This window comes from Pseudomonas sp. NPDC089758 (assembly GCF_044748705.1).
Taxonomy (GTDB): domain Bacteria; phylum Pseudomonadota; class Gammaproteobacteria; order Pseudomonadales; family Pseudomonadaceae; genus Aquipseudomonas; species Aquipseudomonas putida_X.
Map to the genome: position 1 here is coordinate 23,975 of NZ_JBIVGN010000024.1, position 16,062 is coordinate 40,036.

At 66.2% G+C, this 16,062-nt stretch carries 4 protein-coding genes; 3 read left to right on the forward strand and 1 reads right to left on the reverse strand.

Annotated features, from left to right (window positions below):
• Positions 1-124 precede the first annotated feature (124 nt).
• Together ACIPZH_RS24165 and ACIPZH_RS24170 are read left to right on the forward strand one after the other, a co-directional pair.
• Entirely contained in the window at positions 125-925 is an 801-nt protein-coding gene (locus ACIPZH_RS24165; protein WP_267824039.1) for an ABC transporter substrate-binding protein, read from the forward strand.
• A gap of 63 nt (positions 926-988) precedes the next feature.
• Positions 989-2,002 (forward strand): GNAT family N-acetyltransferase, encoded by a 1,014-nt coding sequence (locus ACIPZH_RS24170; protein WP_400638105.1) that lies wholly within the window; start codon positions 989-991, stop codon positions 2,000-2,002.
• A gap of 124 nt (positions 2,003-2,126) precedes the next feature.
• On the opposite strand, the gene ACIPZH_RS24175 is transcribed toward ACIPZH_RS24170, so the two are convergent.
• A complete protein-coding gene (locus ACIPZH_RS24175) occupies positions 2,127-2,657 on the reverse strand; it encodes an RNA polymerase factor sigma-70 (protein WP_241804486.1) in 531 nt (176 codons plus the stop codon).
• 305 nt (positions 2,658-2,962) lie between these two features.
• On the opposite strand from ACIPZH_RS24175, the gene ACIPZH_RS24180 reads away from it, so the two are divergent.
• Positions 2,963-15,910, forward strand: a complete 12,948-nt coding sequence (locus ACIPZH_RS24180; protein ID WP_400638107.1) for a non-ribosomal peptide synthetase — start codon at positions 2,963-2,965, stop codon at positions 15,908-15,910.
• The last annotated feature ends 152 nt before the right edge of the window (positions 15,911-16,062 follow it).

Genomic DNA, 16,062 nt, shown 5'->3' on the forward strand with positions numbered 1-16,062 from the left:
AATGTCCGGCGTCACGGCATCCCCTGGCAAAATGCCCTCACTTTGGCATAACCAGCAGTTGTGCCTTGCCAGGAAAACGCCTAGCTTAGGCGCATCCAGGTATGAACCGTTATGAGTGTCCGTCTTGACTCCAGCGCCCGGCCTGAAGGCTTTGACCACCCTGTTGATGCTGGCCGCTGTATGGCTGGCGGCACCGGTCTGGGCAGCTGACGCCATCAAGGTGAAGATCGGTGCCGCGCATTTTCCGCCTTATACGGTGCGCCCCGAGCAGGGCGCGGACACTGGCTTGCTGCCGCAACTGGTCGAAGCGTTGAACCGCCTGCAGCAAGACTATCGCTTCGTGCTGGTGCCCACATCGATCCAGCGGCGCTTTGGCGATTTCCAGCAAGGCCGCACCGACATGGCCATCTTCGAGAACCCGCAGTGGGGCTGGCAACGAATACCCCATCAGGCGGTGGACATGGGCCTGGAAGATGCCGAGGTGTTCGTGGCCAAGCAGGTCGATGGCCGTGACCAACGCTATTTCGATGACCTTGCCGGCAAGCGCCTGGCGCTGTTCAACGGTTACCACTATGCATTCGCCCGTTTCAACCCGGACCCCAACTACCTGCGCAAGGCCTACAACGCCACGCTGACCTATTCGCACGACAGCAACCTGCTGATGGTGCAGGCTGGTCGCGCCGACATCGCGCTGGTGACGCGCTCGTACCTCAGTGATTTCCTGGCGCGCAACCCGGCCAGCCAGGGCCAGCTGATCGCCTCCACGCGCATCGATCAGGTCTACCATCACTATGCGCTGCTGCGCCCCGGCGCGCCGATCAGCGACGCGCAGTTGGCCGCGTTGCTGCGCCGCCTGCGTGATACCGGCGAGCTGACCCGCATCTTCCAGCCTTACCAGATCACCGTCCAAGCCCCCCACGACTAAATTCCCCGATTGCAATGACGTTTTCAGAAGCGAGCCTTCAATTCATTTCTGTGAGCCCTGACCATGCCTTTCGATGCCGCTTCGCAGCCCTTGTCACAGCCCCGCTGGCGTAGCCTCAGCGCTGAAGAGGGCGACCTGTGCCTGAGCCTGACCCTGGAGGGCCGCCCGCTGATCCAGGTGCGCCTGGCGCCAGCCGCTACCCTGGCGGTGCATGTTGAACGCCTGTGCCCCGAGCGCCCGGAGCAGGCCCTGTGGGCCGCCTGTTATTGGTTGTTGTCGCGTGACCCAGCCTGCCAGCGCCTTGCCTGGCACCTGCCGCAGGCTGTCCCTGAGGCCCTCGCCAGTGGCCTGTTGCTCAGCACGCAGCAGCCAGGCGTGTACCTGTGCGAGCGCTCCATGTTCTGGCAGTTGCCACAGCCCTGGCTGGCGCAGCCGGTCAAGGGCGCATACCCGCAACAGATGCAGCTCAGCGATGGCAAGCGCCACCCGCGCCGGGCACCCAAGCCCCGTGGCGAGGTGTATCGGCGCTTCGATGCGCGCCTGGGCAGCTGGGTGTCGCTGCGTACCCTGGAGATAGACCAGGACCTGGAGCGCTTCAATCGTTGGCAGAACGATCCGCGTGTGGAGCAGTTCTGGCAGGAGGGCGGGTCGCTGGAGCAGCATCGGGAGTACGTGGCCAAGCTGCAAGCCGACCCGCACACCGTGACCTTGATCGGCTGCTTCGACGATCAGCCATTTGCCTACTTCGAGGCTTATTGGGCCAAGGAAGACCGCATCGCGCCGTTCTATCAGGCCGACGACTACGACCGTGGCATCCATATGCTGGTGGGTGAGCAGGCGCATCGGGGGCCGCACAAGGTCGCCAGTTGGCTGTCGGCGCTGGTGCACTACCTGTTTCTGGATGACCCCCGCACTCAGCGGGTGGTGGCCGAGCCCCGTGCCGACAACGGCAAGATGATCGGCTACATGCAGGACCAGTGCTTCCACTGCGACAAGGAATTCGACTTCCCGCACAAACGTGCAGCGTTGATGATCCTGGGCCGGGAGCGGTTCTTCGACCGCTGCAGCCTCGCTTAGGGGCTGGAGCGGCAAGCTGCAAGCTTCAAGCTGCAAGAGAAAAGCGGGTCGGCGCTGATCCATCTTGCAGCTTGCAGCTTGCAGCTTGCAGCTTGCAGCTTGCAGCTTGCAGCTTGCCGCTGGGTCAGGCCTGGCGGCTGGCGGTCTTGCGGCAGTGCACCAGCGCATCACGGATCATGAAGTTGACCAGCGTCGGCGACACGCCCAGCTCCTTGGCGATGTCTTTTTGCGGCACACCGTGCAAACGGTACATCTCGAAAGCGTAACGGGTGCGCTGGGGCAGCTCGTTCAGCGCCTCGGCAATGTGCTCGAGGGCCGCCAGGTTGATGTGCGTCGCCTCGGGCGACGCGTTCTGGATGACCACGTTCAAGCCTTCCTCCTCGCTGCCCGAATACTTCAGCTCCATCGCCTGTTTGCGGTAATGGTCGATGGCCAGGTTGCGCACGATCTGGAACAGGTAGCTCAGCTGCGCCTTGAACGACGAGGTGATCTGCGGGGCGGCGCCGAGCCGGAAGAACGCGTCCTGCACCACGTCTTCGGCGCGTGAGCGGCAGCCGGTGATGCGCGCCGCGATCTTGACCAGGATGCTGCGATTGGCGACGAATGCCTGGAGTAATGGTGAATCGCACTTACTTGTGGATAGTTGTTCCGCCATGGAAATCACCTTGTCACAGAGAGGAATAGGAGCACCCCGCACAGGGAAGCTTCCTACGACGTGCGACAAACTATGCAGAATGATAATGATTGTCAAATACGAAAGTTAATGAGTATCTATTAGTTTCAGTTCTAAGCCGGCGAGCGTGACGCGGTTCACCTTTCGCTGCGTACAAAGCCGCCTCATCCCGGTAATTTCTTCCCTCGCCCGTCCGTTCCCCTCTGTACATCCGGCCGCCGAACGCTGCCCGCCGACCTTGCGCGGGCAACCGGCCCGACTTACCCAGACACTGGCAGGAACACCCCATGACGGACGCCTTCGAACTCCCGCTCTCGCTGGTCCAGGCCCTGGCGCAACGCGCCGCACAGACCCCGGACCGCATCGCCTTGCGCTTCTTGGCCGATGCTCCAGGCGAGCAGGCCGTGCTCAGCTATCGCGACCTGGACCTGCGCGCGCGCACCATCGCCGCCGCCTTGCAGAGCCGCGCCGCGTTCGGTGACCGTGCCGTGTTGCTGTTCCCCAGCGGCCCCGATTACGTGGCGGCGTTCTTTGGCTGCCTGTATGCAGGCGTGATTGCCGTGCCGGCCTATCCGCCGGAGTCTTCGCGCCAGCATCATCAGGAGCGCCTGCTGTCGATCATCGACGATGCCGAGCCGCGCCTGCTGCTGACTGTGGCAGCGCTGCATGACGGTTTGCAGGGCCTGCCAGCCCTGGCCGCCGACAACGCCCCCGAACTGCTGGCGGTGGATGGCCTGGACCCAACGTTGGCGAGTGCCTGGCGCGAACCTGCGCTGGCTGGCGACGACATCGCCTTTCTCCAGTACACCTCCGGTTCCACCGCGCTGCCCAAGGGCGTGCAGGTCAGCCACGGCAACCTGGTGGCCAACGAGCAATTGATCCGCCACGGCTTCGGCATCGACCTCAACCCCGACGATGTGATCGTCAGCTGGCTGCCGCTGTACCACGACATGGGCCTGATCGGCGGGCTGCTGCAGCCGATTTTCAGCGGCGTGCCCTGCGTGCTGATGTCGCCAGGTTATTTCCTCGCACGGCCGCAACGTTGGTTGCAGGCGATCAGCGAATACGGCGGGACCATCAGCGGCGGGCCGGACTTTGCCTACCGCCTGTGCAGCGAACGGGTCAGTGAGGCGGCCCTGGCCGGCCTGGACTTGAGCCGCTGGCGTGTGGCCTATTCCGGCTCCGAGCCCATCCGCCAGGACAGCCTGGAGACCTTCGCCGAAAAATTCGCCCCCTGTGGTTTCACGCCCAGCAGCTTCTTCGCCAGCTATGGCCTGGCCGAAGCCACCCTGTTCGTCAGCGGCAGCCGCCGTGGCCAGGGCATCGGTGCGCTGGAGCTCGACGCCGAAGCGTTTGCCGCCAACCGCGCCGAACCCGGCAAGGGCAGCGTGCTGATGAGCTGCGGCTACCCGCAACCCGGCCATGCGGTGCGTATCGTCGAGCCGCAGCGCCTGCAAGTGCTGGAGGACAACCGGGTGGGCGAGATCTGGGCCGGTGGCCCAAGCATCGCCCAGGGCTACTGGCGCAACCCCGAGGCCAGCGCCCGCACCTTCGTCGCCATGGACGGCCAGACCTGGTTGCGTACTGGCGACCTGGGCTTCATGCGCGACGGCGAAGTGTTCGTCACTGGGCGCCTGAAGGACATGCTCATCGTGCGCGGCCAGAACCTGTACCCGCAGGACCTGGAAAAAACCCTGGAGCGTGAAATCGAGCTGCTGCGCAAGGGCCGCGTCGCGGTGTTCGCCGTCGACGATCAGGGCGAGGAGGGCATCGGCGTGGCGGTGGAAGTCAGCCGCAACGTGCAGAAGGCGGTCAAGCCCGAGGCGCTGATCAAGACCTTGCGCCAGGTCATCGCCGATGCCTGCCGCCAGGCGCCGGCGGTGGTCCTGTTGCTCAACCCGGGCGCGCTGCCGAAGACCTCCAGCGGCAAGCTGCAACGTTCGGCGTGCCGCCTGCGCATGAATGACGGCAGCCTGGCTTGCTACGCGCGTTTCCCGAGCGCTACCGAAGCGGCCGAGACCGCTGCAGCCGATGCTGGCCTGCAGGCCCGCATCGCCGGCGTCTGGCGCGAGATTCTCGACGCCGAAGCGGTCGCCGCCGACGACCATTTCCTGCTGCTGGGCGGTAACTCCATTGCCGCCACCCAGGTCACCGCGCGCCTGGCCGATGAGCTGGGTATCTCGCTGAACCTGCGCACCTTGTTCGAAGCGCCGACCCTGGCCGACTACAGCGCCGCTGTGGCGGCGATCATCGCCCAGGGCGGTGGTGGCGCGGCAGCTGTCGCGGCCCTCGACCGTGGCCAGGCCCTGGCGCAGTCGCTGGCGCAAAACCGCCTGTGGTTGCTGTGGCAACTGGAGCCGCACTCGGCGGCCTACAACATTCCCGCCGGCCTGCACCTGCGCGGCGAGCTGCACCAGGCCGCGCTGGAAGGCGCGTTCCAGGCGCTGGTGCAGCGCCACGAAGCACTGCGCACCGTGTTCAGCGAAGCAGATGGCCAGGCCCTGCAGCACATCCTGCCCGAGCAGCCTTTCAATCTGCAGCGCCTGGACCTGCAAGGGCTGACGGCCAGCGAAGTGGCCGAGCGCCGCGAAGCCGAAGCCCAGCAACCGTTCGATCTGACCCAAGGGCCACTGCTGCGTGTGACCCTGGCGCAGCTGGGCGATGAAGATCATCAACTGTGGGTGACTTTGCACCACATCGTCGCCGATGGCTGGTCGCTGAATATCCTGCTCGACGAGTTCGCCAAACTGTATGCGGCCCGCTGCCAGGGCCTGGAAGCCGCGCTGGCGCCGCTGCCGCTGGGTTACGCCGACTACGGCAGCTGGCAGCGCCAATGGCTGGCCGACGGCGAAAGCGCCCGTCAACTGGACTACTGGAAGGCACAGCTGGGTGGGACGCTGCCGGTACTCGACCTGCACCCCGACCAGCCGCGTTCCACCCAGCAGACTCGCCGCGCCGCACGCCTGAACCTCAAGGTACCGGCTGCGCTCAGCGACGCCCTCAAAGGCCTGGCCCGCGAACAGCAAGCCAGCCTGTTCATGGTCTTGCTGGCCGCCTGGCAAGGCCTGCTGCACCGCTACACCGGCCAGGCGGAAATCCGCGTCGGCGTGCCGAACGCCAACCGCCCTCGCCAGGAAACCCAGGGCATCGTCGGCTTCTTCATCAACACCCAGGTACTGCGTGCGCAACTCGATGGCCGCCTGCCATTCAGCGCACTGCTGGCCCAGGTGCGCCAAGCCACCCTCGATGCCCAGGCCCACCAGGACCTGCCGTTCGAGCAACTGCTCGAAGCGCTGCCCGAGGCCCGTGAACAAGGCCTGTTCCAGGTGATGTTCAACCACCAGCAGCGCGACCTCTCGGCCTTGCGCCGCCTGCCGGGCCTGCTGGCAGAAGAGTTGCCATGGCACAGCCGCGAAGCCAAGTTCGACCTGCAGCTGCACAGCGAGGAAGACCACCAGGGCCGCCTGAGCCTGGCCTTCGACTATGCCGCCGAGCTGTTTGCCGAGGGCACTGTGAAGCGCCTGTCCCAGCACCTGCTGGCGCTGCTCGAACAGGTGTGCGCACAACCCCAGCTGGCCGTGGGCGACGTCGACCTGCTGGACGAGCAAAGCCGTCAGCAACTGTTGGCCTGGGGCCAGGCTCCGGCGCCGGTACCGCAGCGTCTGGTGGTCGAACAGCTCAACGAACAAGCGCGCCTGACCCCCGAGCGCACTGCGCTGGCCTGGCAAGGCGGCAGCCTTGACTACGCCGAACTGCATCAGCAGGCCAACCGCCTGGCCCATTACCTGCGCGACAAGGGCGTTGGCCCCGACACCTGCGTGGCCATCGCCGTCGAGCGCTCGCCGCAACTGCTGGTTGGCCTGCTGGCCATCCTCAAGGCGGGTGGCGCCTATGTGCCGCTGGACGTCGACTACCCGGCCGAGCGCCTGGCTTACATGCTGCGCGATTGCCAGGCCAGCCTGTTGTTGAGCAACAGCGCCATGCTCGCCAGCTTGCCGCAGGTCGACGGCGTCAGCGCCATCGCCCTCGACCAGCTGCACCTGGACAGCTGGCCCAGCCAAGCGCCGGGCCTGCACCTGCACGGCGACAACCTCGCCTACGTGATTTACACCTCCGGCTCCACTGGCCAGCCCAAAGGCGTGGGCAATACCCACGCGGCCCTGGCCGAGCGCCTGCAGTGGATGCAGGCCACCTACGCGCTGGATGACAGCGACGTGCTGATGCAGAAGGCGCCGATCAGCTTCGATGTGTCGGTGTGGGAGTGCTTCTGGCCGCTGATCACCGGCTGCAAACTGGTGCTCGCAGGCCCCGGTGAACACCGCGACCCGCAACGTATCGCCGCACTGGTGCAGGCGCATCAGGTCACCACGCTGCACTTTGTGCCGCCGCTGTTGCAGGTGTTCGTGCAAGAGCCGCTGGCCGCAGGCTGCACCAGCCTGCGCCGGTTGTACTCTGGTGGCGAAGCGCTGCCGGCCAACCTGCGTGACCGCGTGCTGCAACTGCTGCCGCAGGTGCAGCTGCACAACCGCTACGGCCCGACCGAAACCGCCATCAACGTCACCCACTGGCACTGCCAGGCCGAGGACGGCCAGCGTTCGCCCATCGGTCGCCCGCTGGGCAACGTGATCTGCCGCGTGCTGGATGCCGACCTGCAGCTGGCTGCGCCAGGCGTACCGGGTGAGTTGTACCTCGGTGGCGCGGGCCTGGCCCGCGGCTACCTGGGCCGCCCAGGCCTGACCGCCGAGCGCTTCGTGCCCCAGGCCGATGGCAACGGCGAGCGCCTGTACCGCAGTGGCGACCGTGCCCGCTGGCAGGCGCAAGCCCTGGAGTACCTCGGCCGTCTGGATCAGCAAGTGAAGGTGAGGGGCTTTCGCGTCGAACCGGAAGAAGTTCAGGCCTGCCTGCTCAGCCAGCCGGGTGTCGAACAGGCGCTGGTGCTGATTCACCAGGACGCTGTCGGGGCGCAACTGGTCGGCTACTACAGCGGCTCGGCCCAGGCTGAAACGCTGCTGGCCAACCTGGCCGAGCGCCTGCCGGCCTACATGGTGCCGGCGCAGTTGATCGCGCTTGAACACATGCCGCTGGGCCCCAGCGGTAAAGTCGACCGCAAGGCCCTGCCGGCACCGGCCTGGCAGCAGCGTGAACATGTCGAACCGCAAACGGCGCTCGAACAGGAGGTCGCGGCGATCTGGCGTGAAGTGCTCAACCTGCCGCGCATCGGCCTGCATGACGACTTCTTCGCCCTCGGTGGCCACTCATTGCTGGCCACCCAGATCGTCTCGCGCACCCGCCAGGCGTGCGACGTCGAGCTGCCGCTGAAAGTGTTGTTCGAGGCCAGCGAACTGGGCACCTTCTGCGCCGAGATCGCCCGTATCCGCGATGCCGGTGAACGCAACCTGCAAGGCGAGATCACCCGCGTCGACCGCCGCCAGGCCGTGCCGCTGTCGTATTCGCAACAGCGTATGTGGTTCCTCTGGCAAATGGAGCCGGACAGCCCGGCCTACAACGTCGGCGGCATGGCGCGCCTGCGCGGCACATTGCATGTGGATGCCTTCGAGCGTGCGCTGCAGGCGTTGATCGTGCGCCACGAAACCCTCCGCACCACGTTCCCCGCCATCGACGGTGTGCCGTACCAGTGCGTGGCCGCTGACAGCGCCGTGCACCTGGACTGGCAGGATTTCAGCAGTTTGCCAGCAGCCCTGCGCGAGCAGCGCCTGGAGCAATTGGCCGAGGCCCAGGCGCACCAGCCGTTTGACCTGGAGCGTGGCCCACTGCTGCGCGCCTGCCTGGTCAAGGCTGCGGAGCGCGAGCACTATTTCGTGCTCACCCTGCACCACATCGTCACCGAAGGTTGGGCCATGGACATCTTCGCCCGCGAACTGGGCGAGCTGTACGAAGCGTTCGTCGATGAGCGCGAGTCGCCGCTGACGCCGTTGCCAGTGCAGTACCTGGACTACAGCGTGTGGCAGCGGCAGTGGCTGGAAAGCGGCGAAGGGGCGCGCCAACTGGCCTACTGGAAAGCCCGCCTGGGCGATGAGCACCCGGTGCTGGCCCTGCCGGCAGACCGGCCACGCCCGGCTGTGCAAAGCCACCGTGGCGAGCTGTACCGCTTCGATCTGGACCCGGCCCTGGTGGCCCGCGTGCATGCCTTCAACAGCCAGCGCGGCTTGACCCTGTTCATGACCATGACCGCCACCCTGGCCGCCTTGCTGCACCGCTACAGCGGCCAGCGTGACCTGCGCATCGGCGCGCCCGTGGCCAACCGCATCCGCCCCGAAAGCGAAGGGCTGATCGGCGCCTTCCTCAACACCCAAGTGCTGCGCTGCGAGGTGGACGGGCAGATGAGCGTAGCCGCCTTGCTCGACCAGGTGCGCCAGGCCGCCATCGAAGGCCAGTCGCACCAGGACCTGCCATTCGACCAGTTGGTCGAAGCCCTGCAGCCACCGCGCAGCAGTGCCTACAACCCGCTGTTCCAGGTGATGTGCAACGTGCAGCGCTGGGCCTTCCAGCAAAGCCGCGAGCTGGCCGGCATGCAGGTGGATTATCTGGTCAACGACGCCAGCGCCACCAAGTTCGACCTGTATCTGGAAGTCACCGACCTCGACGGCCGCCTGGGTTGCTGCCTGACCTACAGCCGCGACCTGTTCGACAAGCCGCGCATCGCGCGCATGGCCGAGCACTGGCAGCAACTGCTGACTGGCCTGCTCGACGACCCCGAGCAGCGCCTTTGCGAACTGCCAATGCTCGCCGACGCCGAGCGGCAGGTGATGATCGGTCAGCTGCAAGGCGAACATCACTATGCCCTGGACCAGACCCTGCACGGCCTGTTCGCCGCCCAGGCCGCGCGCACCCCGCAGGCCGGCGCGCTGACCTTCGCCGGCCAGCACCTGAGCTATGCCGAACTCGACCAGCAGGCCAACCGCCTGGCCCGTGCCCTGCGCGAGCGTGGCGTCGGCCCGCAGGTGCGCGTGGGCCTGGCCCTGGAGCGTTCGCTGGAAATGGTCGTCGGCCTGTTGGCCATCCTCAAGGCCGGTGGCGCCTATGTGCCGCTCGATCCGGAGTACCCGCTCGACCGCCTGCGCTACATGATCGAGGACAGCCGCATCGGCCTGCTGCTGAGCCAGCGCGCGCTGCTCCAAAGCCTGGGCGAGTTGCCAGGCGGGGTGGCCAGCTGGAGCCTGGAGGACGATGCCGCAAGCCTGTGCGCCTACAGCGATGCGCCGCTGGACAACCTCAACCTGCCGCAACACCCGGCCTACCTGATCTACACCTCCGGCTCCACCGGCAAGCCCAAGGGCGTGGTGGTCAGCCACGGTGAAATTGCCATGCATTGCCAGGCGGTGATCAGCGCGTTCGGCATGCGCAGCGACGACTGCGAGCTGCACTTCTACTCGATCAACTTCGACGCGGCCAGCGAACGCCTGCTGGTGCCATTGCTGTGCGGCGCACGCGTGGTGCTGCGTGCCCAGGGCCAATGGGGCGCCGAAGAGATCTGCCAGCTGGTGCGTGAGCAGCAGGTCAGTGTCCTTGGCTTCACCCCAAGCTACGGCAGCCAGTTGGCCCAATACCTCGCCTCGCAGGGCGAGCCACTGCCGGTGCGCCTGGTGATCACCGGCGGCGAAGCGCTGACTGGTGAGCACCTGGCGCGCATCCGCCAGGCCTTCGCCCCGCAGCAGTTCATCAACGCCTATGGCCCGACCGAAACCGTGGTCATGCCGCTGGCCTGCGTGGCGCCCGACACACTGCCCGCCGACGCTGGCAGCGTACCCATCGGCCGGGTGATCGGCGCCCGCAGCGCCTACATCCTCGACGAGGACCTGGCACTGCTGCCACAGGGCGGCATCGGTGAGCTGTACGTCGGTGGTTCCGGCCTGGCCCAGGGTTACCACGATCGTCCGGGCCTCAGTGCCGAGCGCTTCGTCGCCGACCCGTTCAGCCCTGACGGTGGGCGCCTGTACCGCACGGGTGACCTGGTTCGCCTGCGCGCCGACGGTCTGGTGGAGTACATCGGCCGTGCCGACCAGCAGGTGAAAATTCGCGGCTTCCGCATCGAGCTCGGCGAAATCGAAAGCCGCTTGCAGGCGCATGCCGATGTCGACGAGGCCGTGGTCCTCGCGCTCGACCTGCCCGGTGGCAAGCAACTGGTGGGCTACCTGGTGTGCAAGCAGGCCAGTGCTGACAGCGAGGCCCAGGCCCAGCTGCGCGAAGCGGTCAAGGCCGACGCCCGCCAGCATCTGCCGGATTACATGGTACCGGCGCACCTGGTGCTGCTCGCCAGCCTGCCGTTGATGGGCAACGGCAAGCTCGACCGCCGCGCCCTGCCGATGCCCGACCTGGAGCAGGCGCGCCAGCACTATCAGGCGCCGGCCAACGAGCTGGAGGAACAACTGGCGCAGATCTGGCGCGAAGTGCTCAACGTCTCTCGCGTGGGTGTGCAGGACAACTTCTTCGAACTGGGCGGCGACTCGATTCTGTCCATTCAAGTGGTCAGCCGGGCGCGTCAGCTGGGCCTGCAGTTCACTCCCCGCGACCTGTTCCAGCACCAGACCATCCAGACCCTGGCCGCCGTGGTTGGCCGCAGCGAGATAGCGAACATCATCGAACAGGGCCAACGCCAGGGTCACAGCGGCCTGACGCCGATCCAGCAGTGGTTCTTCGACAGTGAGGTGGCCCAACCGCACCACTGGAACCAGGCGGTGTTGCTCCAGGCGCGGGTGCCGTTGGACAGTGCCCTGCTGGAGCGGGCCCTGGCTGCATTGCTGGCGCACCACGACAGCCTGCGCCTGCGCTTCACCCAGGCCGATGGCCGCTGGCAGGGCGAATACGCCGTATCGCCTGGCGAGCAATTGCTATGGACTGCCACCGTGGCCGATTTCAACGACTGCCAGGCGCTTTACACCGACGTACAACGCAGCCTGGACCTGGAGCACGGGCCATTGCTGCGCGCCTTGCTGGTCAGTGACGGGCAGGGCGCCCAGCGACTGTTGCTGGCGGTCCATCACCTGGTGGTCGATGGGGTGTCGTGGCGCGTGCTGCTCGAAGACCTGCAGGCGTTGTACCGTGGTCAGCCGCTGGCGGCCAAGACCCACGCCATGGCCGACTGGGCCGCGCGCCTGGAAAGCTACGCCGGCAGCGATTCGCTGCGCGACGAGCTCGGCTGGTGGCAGAACCAACTGGGGCATGTGCGCCATGAGCTGCCATGTGATCACCCGCAGGGCGGCAACCTGCACCGGCATGCCGATACCCTGGCCATTGCCCTGGATGTGGAGCAGACCCGTCAGTTGTTGCAGCAGGCCCCCGCGGCGTACCACACCCAGGTCAACGACCTGCTGCTGACTGCCCTGGCGCGCACCCTGTGCCACTGGACCGGTGACGACGAGGTGCTGGTGCAGCTCGAAGGCCATGGCCGTGACGGGCTGTTTGAAGACATGGACCTGACCCGCAGCGTGGGCTGGTTCACCAGTGCCTACCCGCTGCGCCTGAACCCTCAGGCGGGTGACGACGACTGCGCACGCGCCACCTCGATCAAACGCATCAAGGAACAGCTGCGCGAGGTGCCGCACAAAGGCCAGGGCTTCGGCGTGCTGCGTTACCTGGCAGATGACGCCGGGCGCGAACGCATGGCCGCGCTGCCGCAAGCTCGCATCACCTTCAATTACCTCGGCCAGTTCGACCAGCAGTTCGACAGTGCGGCGCTGTTCCAGCCGCTGGATGCCCCTGCCGGCCTGGCCCACGACCTCGACGCGCCGCTGCCGAACTGGCTGAGCGTCGACGGCCAGGTCTATGGCGGTGCCTTGCAGTTGCGCTGGACTTATAGTCGCGAGCGTTTCGACCAGCAGACCATTGCGCGTCTGGCCGATGCCTATCGCCACGAACTGCTGGCACTGGTTGGCCACTGCCTGGCCGAGGGTACGGGCAGCTTCACGCCCTCGGACTTCCCGCTGGCGCACCTGACCCAGGAACAGATCGACGCGCTGCCGGTTCCGGCTGGCGAAATCGAAGACGTCTACCCGCTGACCCCAATGCAGGAGGGCCTGCTGCTGCATACCCTGCTGGAGCCGGGTACCGGCATCTACTACATGCAGGACCGTTACCGCATCGACAGCGCCCTCGACCCGCAGCGTTTCGCCCAGGCCTGGCAGGCGGTGGTGGCGCGCCACGAGGCACTGCGAGCATCGTTCAGCTGGAATGCCGGCGAAGCGATGCTGCAGATCATTCACAAACCGGGTAACACGCCTGTCGATTATCAGGACTGGCGCGGCCTCGACGAGGCGGCCCAGGAACAGCGGCTGCAAGCACTGCACAAGCAGGAACGCGAGGCTGGCTTCGAGCTGCTGCGCCAGGCGCCGTTCCACCTGCGCCTGGTGCGGGTCGACGATGAGCGTTACTGGTTCATGATGAGCAACCACCACATCCTCATCGATGCCTGGTGCCGCTCGCTGTTGATGAACGATTTCTTCGAGCTTTACCAGGCCCTTGGCGAAGGCCGCCAGGCCCAGCTGCCGGTGCCGCCACGCTACCGCGACTACATCGGCTGGCTGCAACGCCAGGACCTGGACGAAGCACGAGGCTGGTGGCAGGCCAACCTGGCCGGCTTCGAGCGCGCCACGGCGATCCCAAGCGACCGCCCGCTGCGTAATGACCATGCCGGTGACGGCATGGTGGTCGGTGACTGCTACACCCGCCTGGCGGTGAGTGACGGCGTGCGCCTGCGCGAACTGGCCCAGGCTCACCAACTGACCATCAACACCTTCGCCCAGGCGGCCTGGGCCCTGGTGCTTGCCCGCTACAGCGGCGAGCGCGACGTCGCCTTTGGCGTGACCGTGGCCGGGCGGCCGGTGAGCATGCCGCAGATGCAGCGCACCGTTGGCCTGTTCATCAACAGTATCGCCCTGCGTGTGCAATTGCCCGAACCGGGCCAGCGTTGCAGCGTGCGCCAGTGGCTGCAAGGCCTGCTGGAGCGCAACATGGAGCTGCGCGAATACGAATACCTGCCTTTGGTGACGATTCAGGAATGCAGCGAACTGCCCAAAGGTCAGCCCCTGTTCAACAGCCTGTTCGTGTTCGAGAACGCCCCGGTGGAAACCGCCGTGCTCGACCACGCCCAGCACCTCAACGCCAGCTCCGACTCGGGCCGTACTCACACCAACTTCCCGTTGACGGCGGTGTGCTACCCGGGCGATGACCTTGGCCTGCACCTGTCGTTCGACCAGCGCTACTTCGAGCATTCGACCGTCGAACGTCTGCTGGCCGAGTTCAAGCGCCTGTTGCTGGCGTTGGTGCAGGGTTTCGAGGGCGAGGTCAGCGAACTGCCGTTGCTGGGTGAAGAAGAACAGCGCTTCCTGCTCGATGACTGCAACCGTACCGAACATGCCTACGCCCTGGAGCAGAGCTACGTCGCGCAGTTCGAGGCACAGGTCGCCGCGCACCCCGAGCGCACGGTGGCCCGCTGCCTCGAGGCGAGCTACGACTACGCCGGCCTGAACCTGGCAGCCAACCGCCTGGGCCATGCGCTGGTCGCTGCGGGCGCAGGCATCGATCAGCCGATCGCACTGCTTGCCGAGCGGGGCCTGCCACTGCTGGGCATGATCATCGGCAGCTTCAAGGCCGGTGCCGGTTACCTGCCGCTGGACCCCGGCCTGCCGTCGGCGCGCCTGCAGCGCATCGTCGAGCTTAGCCGCACGCCGGTGCTGGTGTGCAGCGCGGCCTGTGCCGAGCAGGCGCGCCTGTTGCTGGACGAACTGGCGGGTGGGGCACGGCCACGCCTGCTGGTGTGGGAAGAGGTACAGGCGAGCAGCGTCGCCAGCCATGACCCAGGGATTCACAGCGGGCCGGACAACCTGGCCTATGTGATCTACACCTCAGGCTCCACAGGCCTGCCCAAAGGCGTGATGGTCGAGCAGCGCGGCATGCTCAACAACCAGCTGAGCAAGGTCCCTTACCTGGCGCTGAACGAGCATGACGTGATTGCCCAGACCGCCTCGCAAAGCTTCGATATCTCGGTCTGGCAATTCCTTGCCGCGCCATTGTTCGGTGCCAGGGTCGAGATCGTGCCAAACGCCATCGCCCACGACCCACAAGGCCTGCTGGCCCATGTGCAGGCCACCGGCATCACCGTGCTGGAAAGCGTACCCTCGCTGATCCAGGGCATGCTGGCCAACGATCACCAGGCGCTGGACGGCCTGCGCTGGATGTTGCCGACCGGCGAAGCCATGCCGCCTGAGCTGGCCGCGCAATGGCTGCAGCGCTATCCGCACATCGGCCTGGTCAATGCCTACGGCCCGGCCGAGTGCTCCGATGACGTGGCGTTCTTCCGCGTCGACCTGGCCTCGACGCGCGGCAGCTACCTGCCGATCGGTACGCCAACCGACAACAACCGCCTGTACCTGTACGGCGAGGATCAAACCCTGGTGCCGTTGGGCGCGGTGGGCGAGCTGTGCGTTGCCGGTACCGGCGTGGGCCGTGGCTATGTCGGCGACCCGGTGCGCACCGCCCTGGCCTTCATCCCGCACCCGCACGGTGCGCCGGGCGAGCGCCTGTACCGCACGGGTGACCTGGCGCGGCAGCGCCCCGATGGCGTGCTCGAATACGTCGGACGCATCGACCACCAGGTGAAGATCCGCGGTTACCGGATCGAACTGGGTGAAATCGAAGCCCGCCTGCACGAGCAGGCCGAAATCCGCGACGCCGCCGTGGGTGTGCAGGACGGTGTGAACGGCAAGCACCTGGTCGGATACCTGGTGGCGCATCAGGGCGTCAGCGCCGATGCCACGCTGTTGGAGCAGGTCAAGCAACGCCTGCGTGCCGACTTGCCGGAATACATGGTGCCGCTGCACTGGGGCTGGTTCGATAGCCTGCCGCACAACGCCAACGGCAAGCTCGACCGCAAGGCGTTGCCGGCCATCGACATCGGCGGCCAGCATGGCCAGGCCTACGTGGCGCCACGCGACGAACTGGAAGAGGTGCTCGCCGGTATCTGGGCCGACGTGCTCAAGGCCGAGCGGGTAGGGATGCACGACAACTTCTTCGAGCTGGGCGGGCATTCGCTTCTGGCTACGCAGATTGCCTCGCGGGTGCAGAAGCAGCTGCGGTTGAACGTGCCGCTGCGGGCGATGTTCGAGTGCAGTACGGTCGAGGAGCTGGCTGAATATGTGCGTGGGCTGCAGGGCAGTGCGCTGGATGAAGGCAAGGTGGATAGGTTGAGTGATCTGATGGCGGAGCTGGAGGGGTTGTGACCGGCACGGATTGACCCGTAGCGGCCTCTTAGCGGGGAGATCACCTTCTACAGGTCTGCGTTGTATTACCTACAACGGCGGGCTTGTGGGAGTTGATTTACCCGCCAAGAAGGCGCGGCGACGATCCAGTAGCGAGTGTGGTTCGGGAGGCG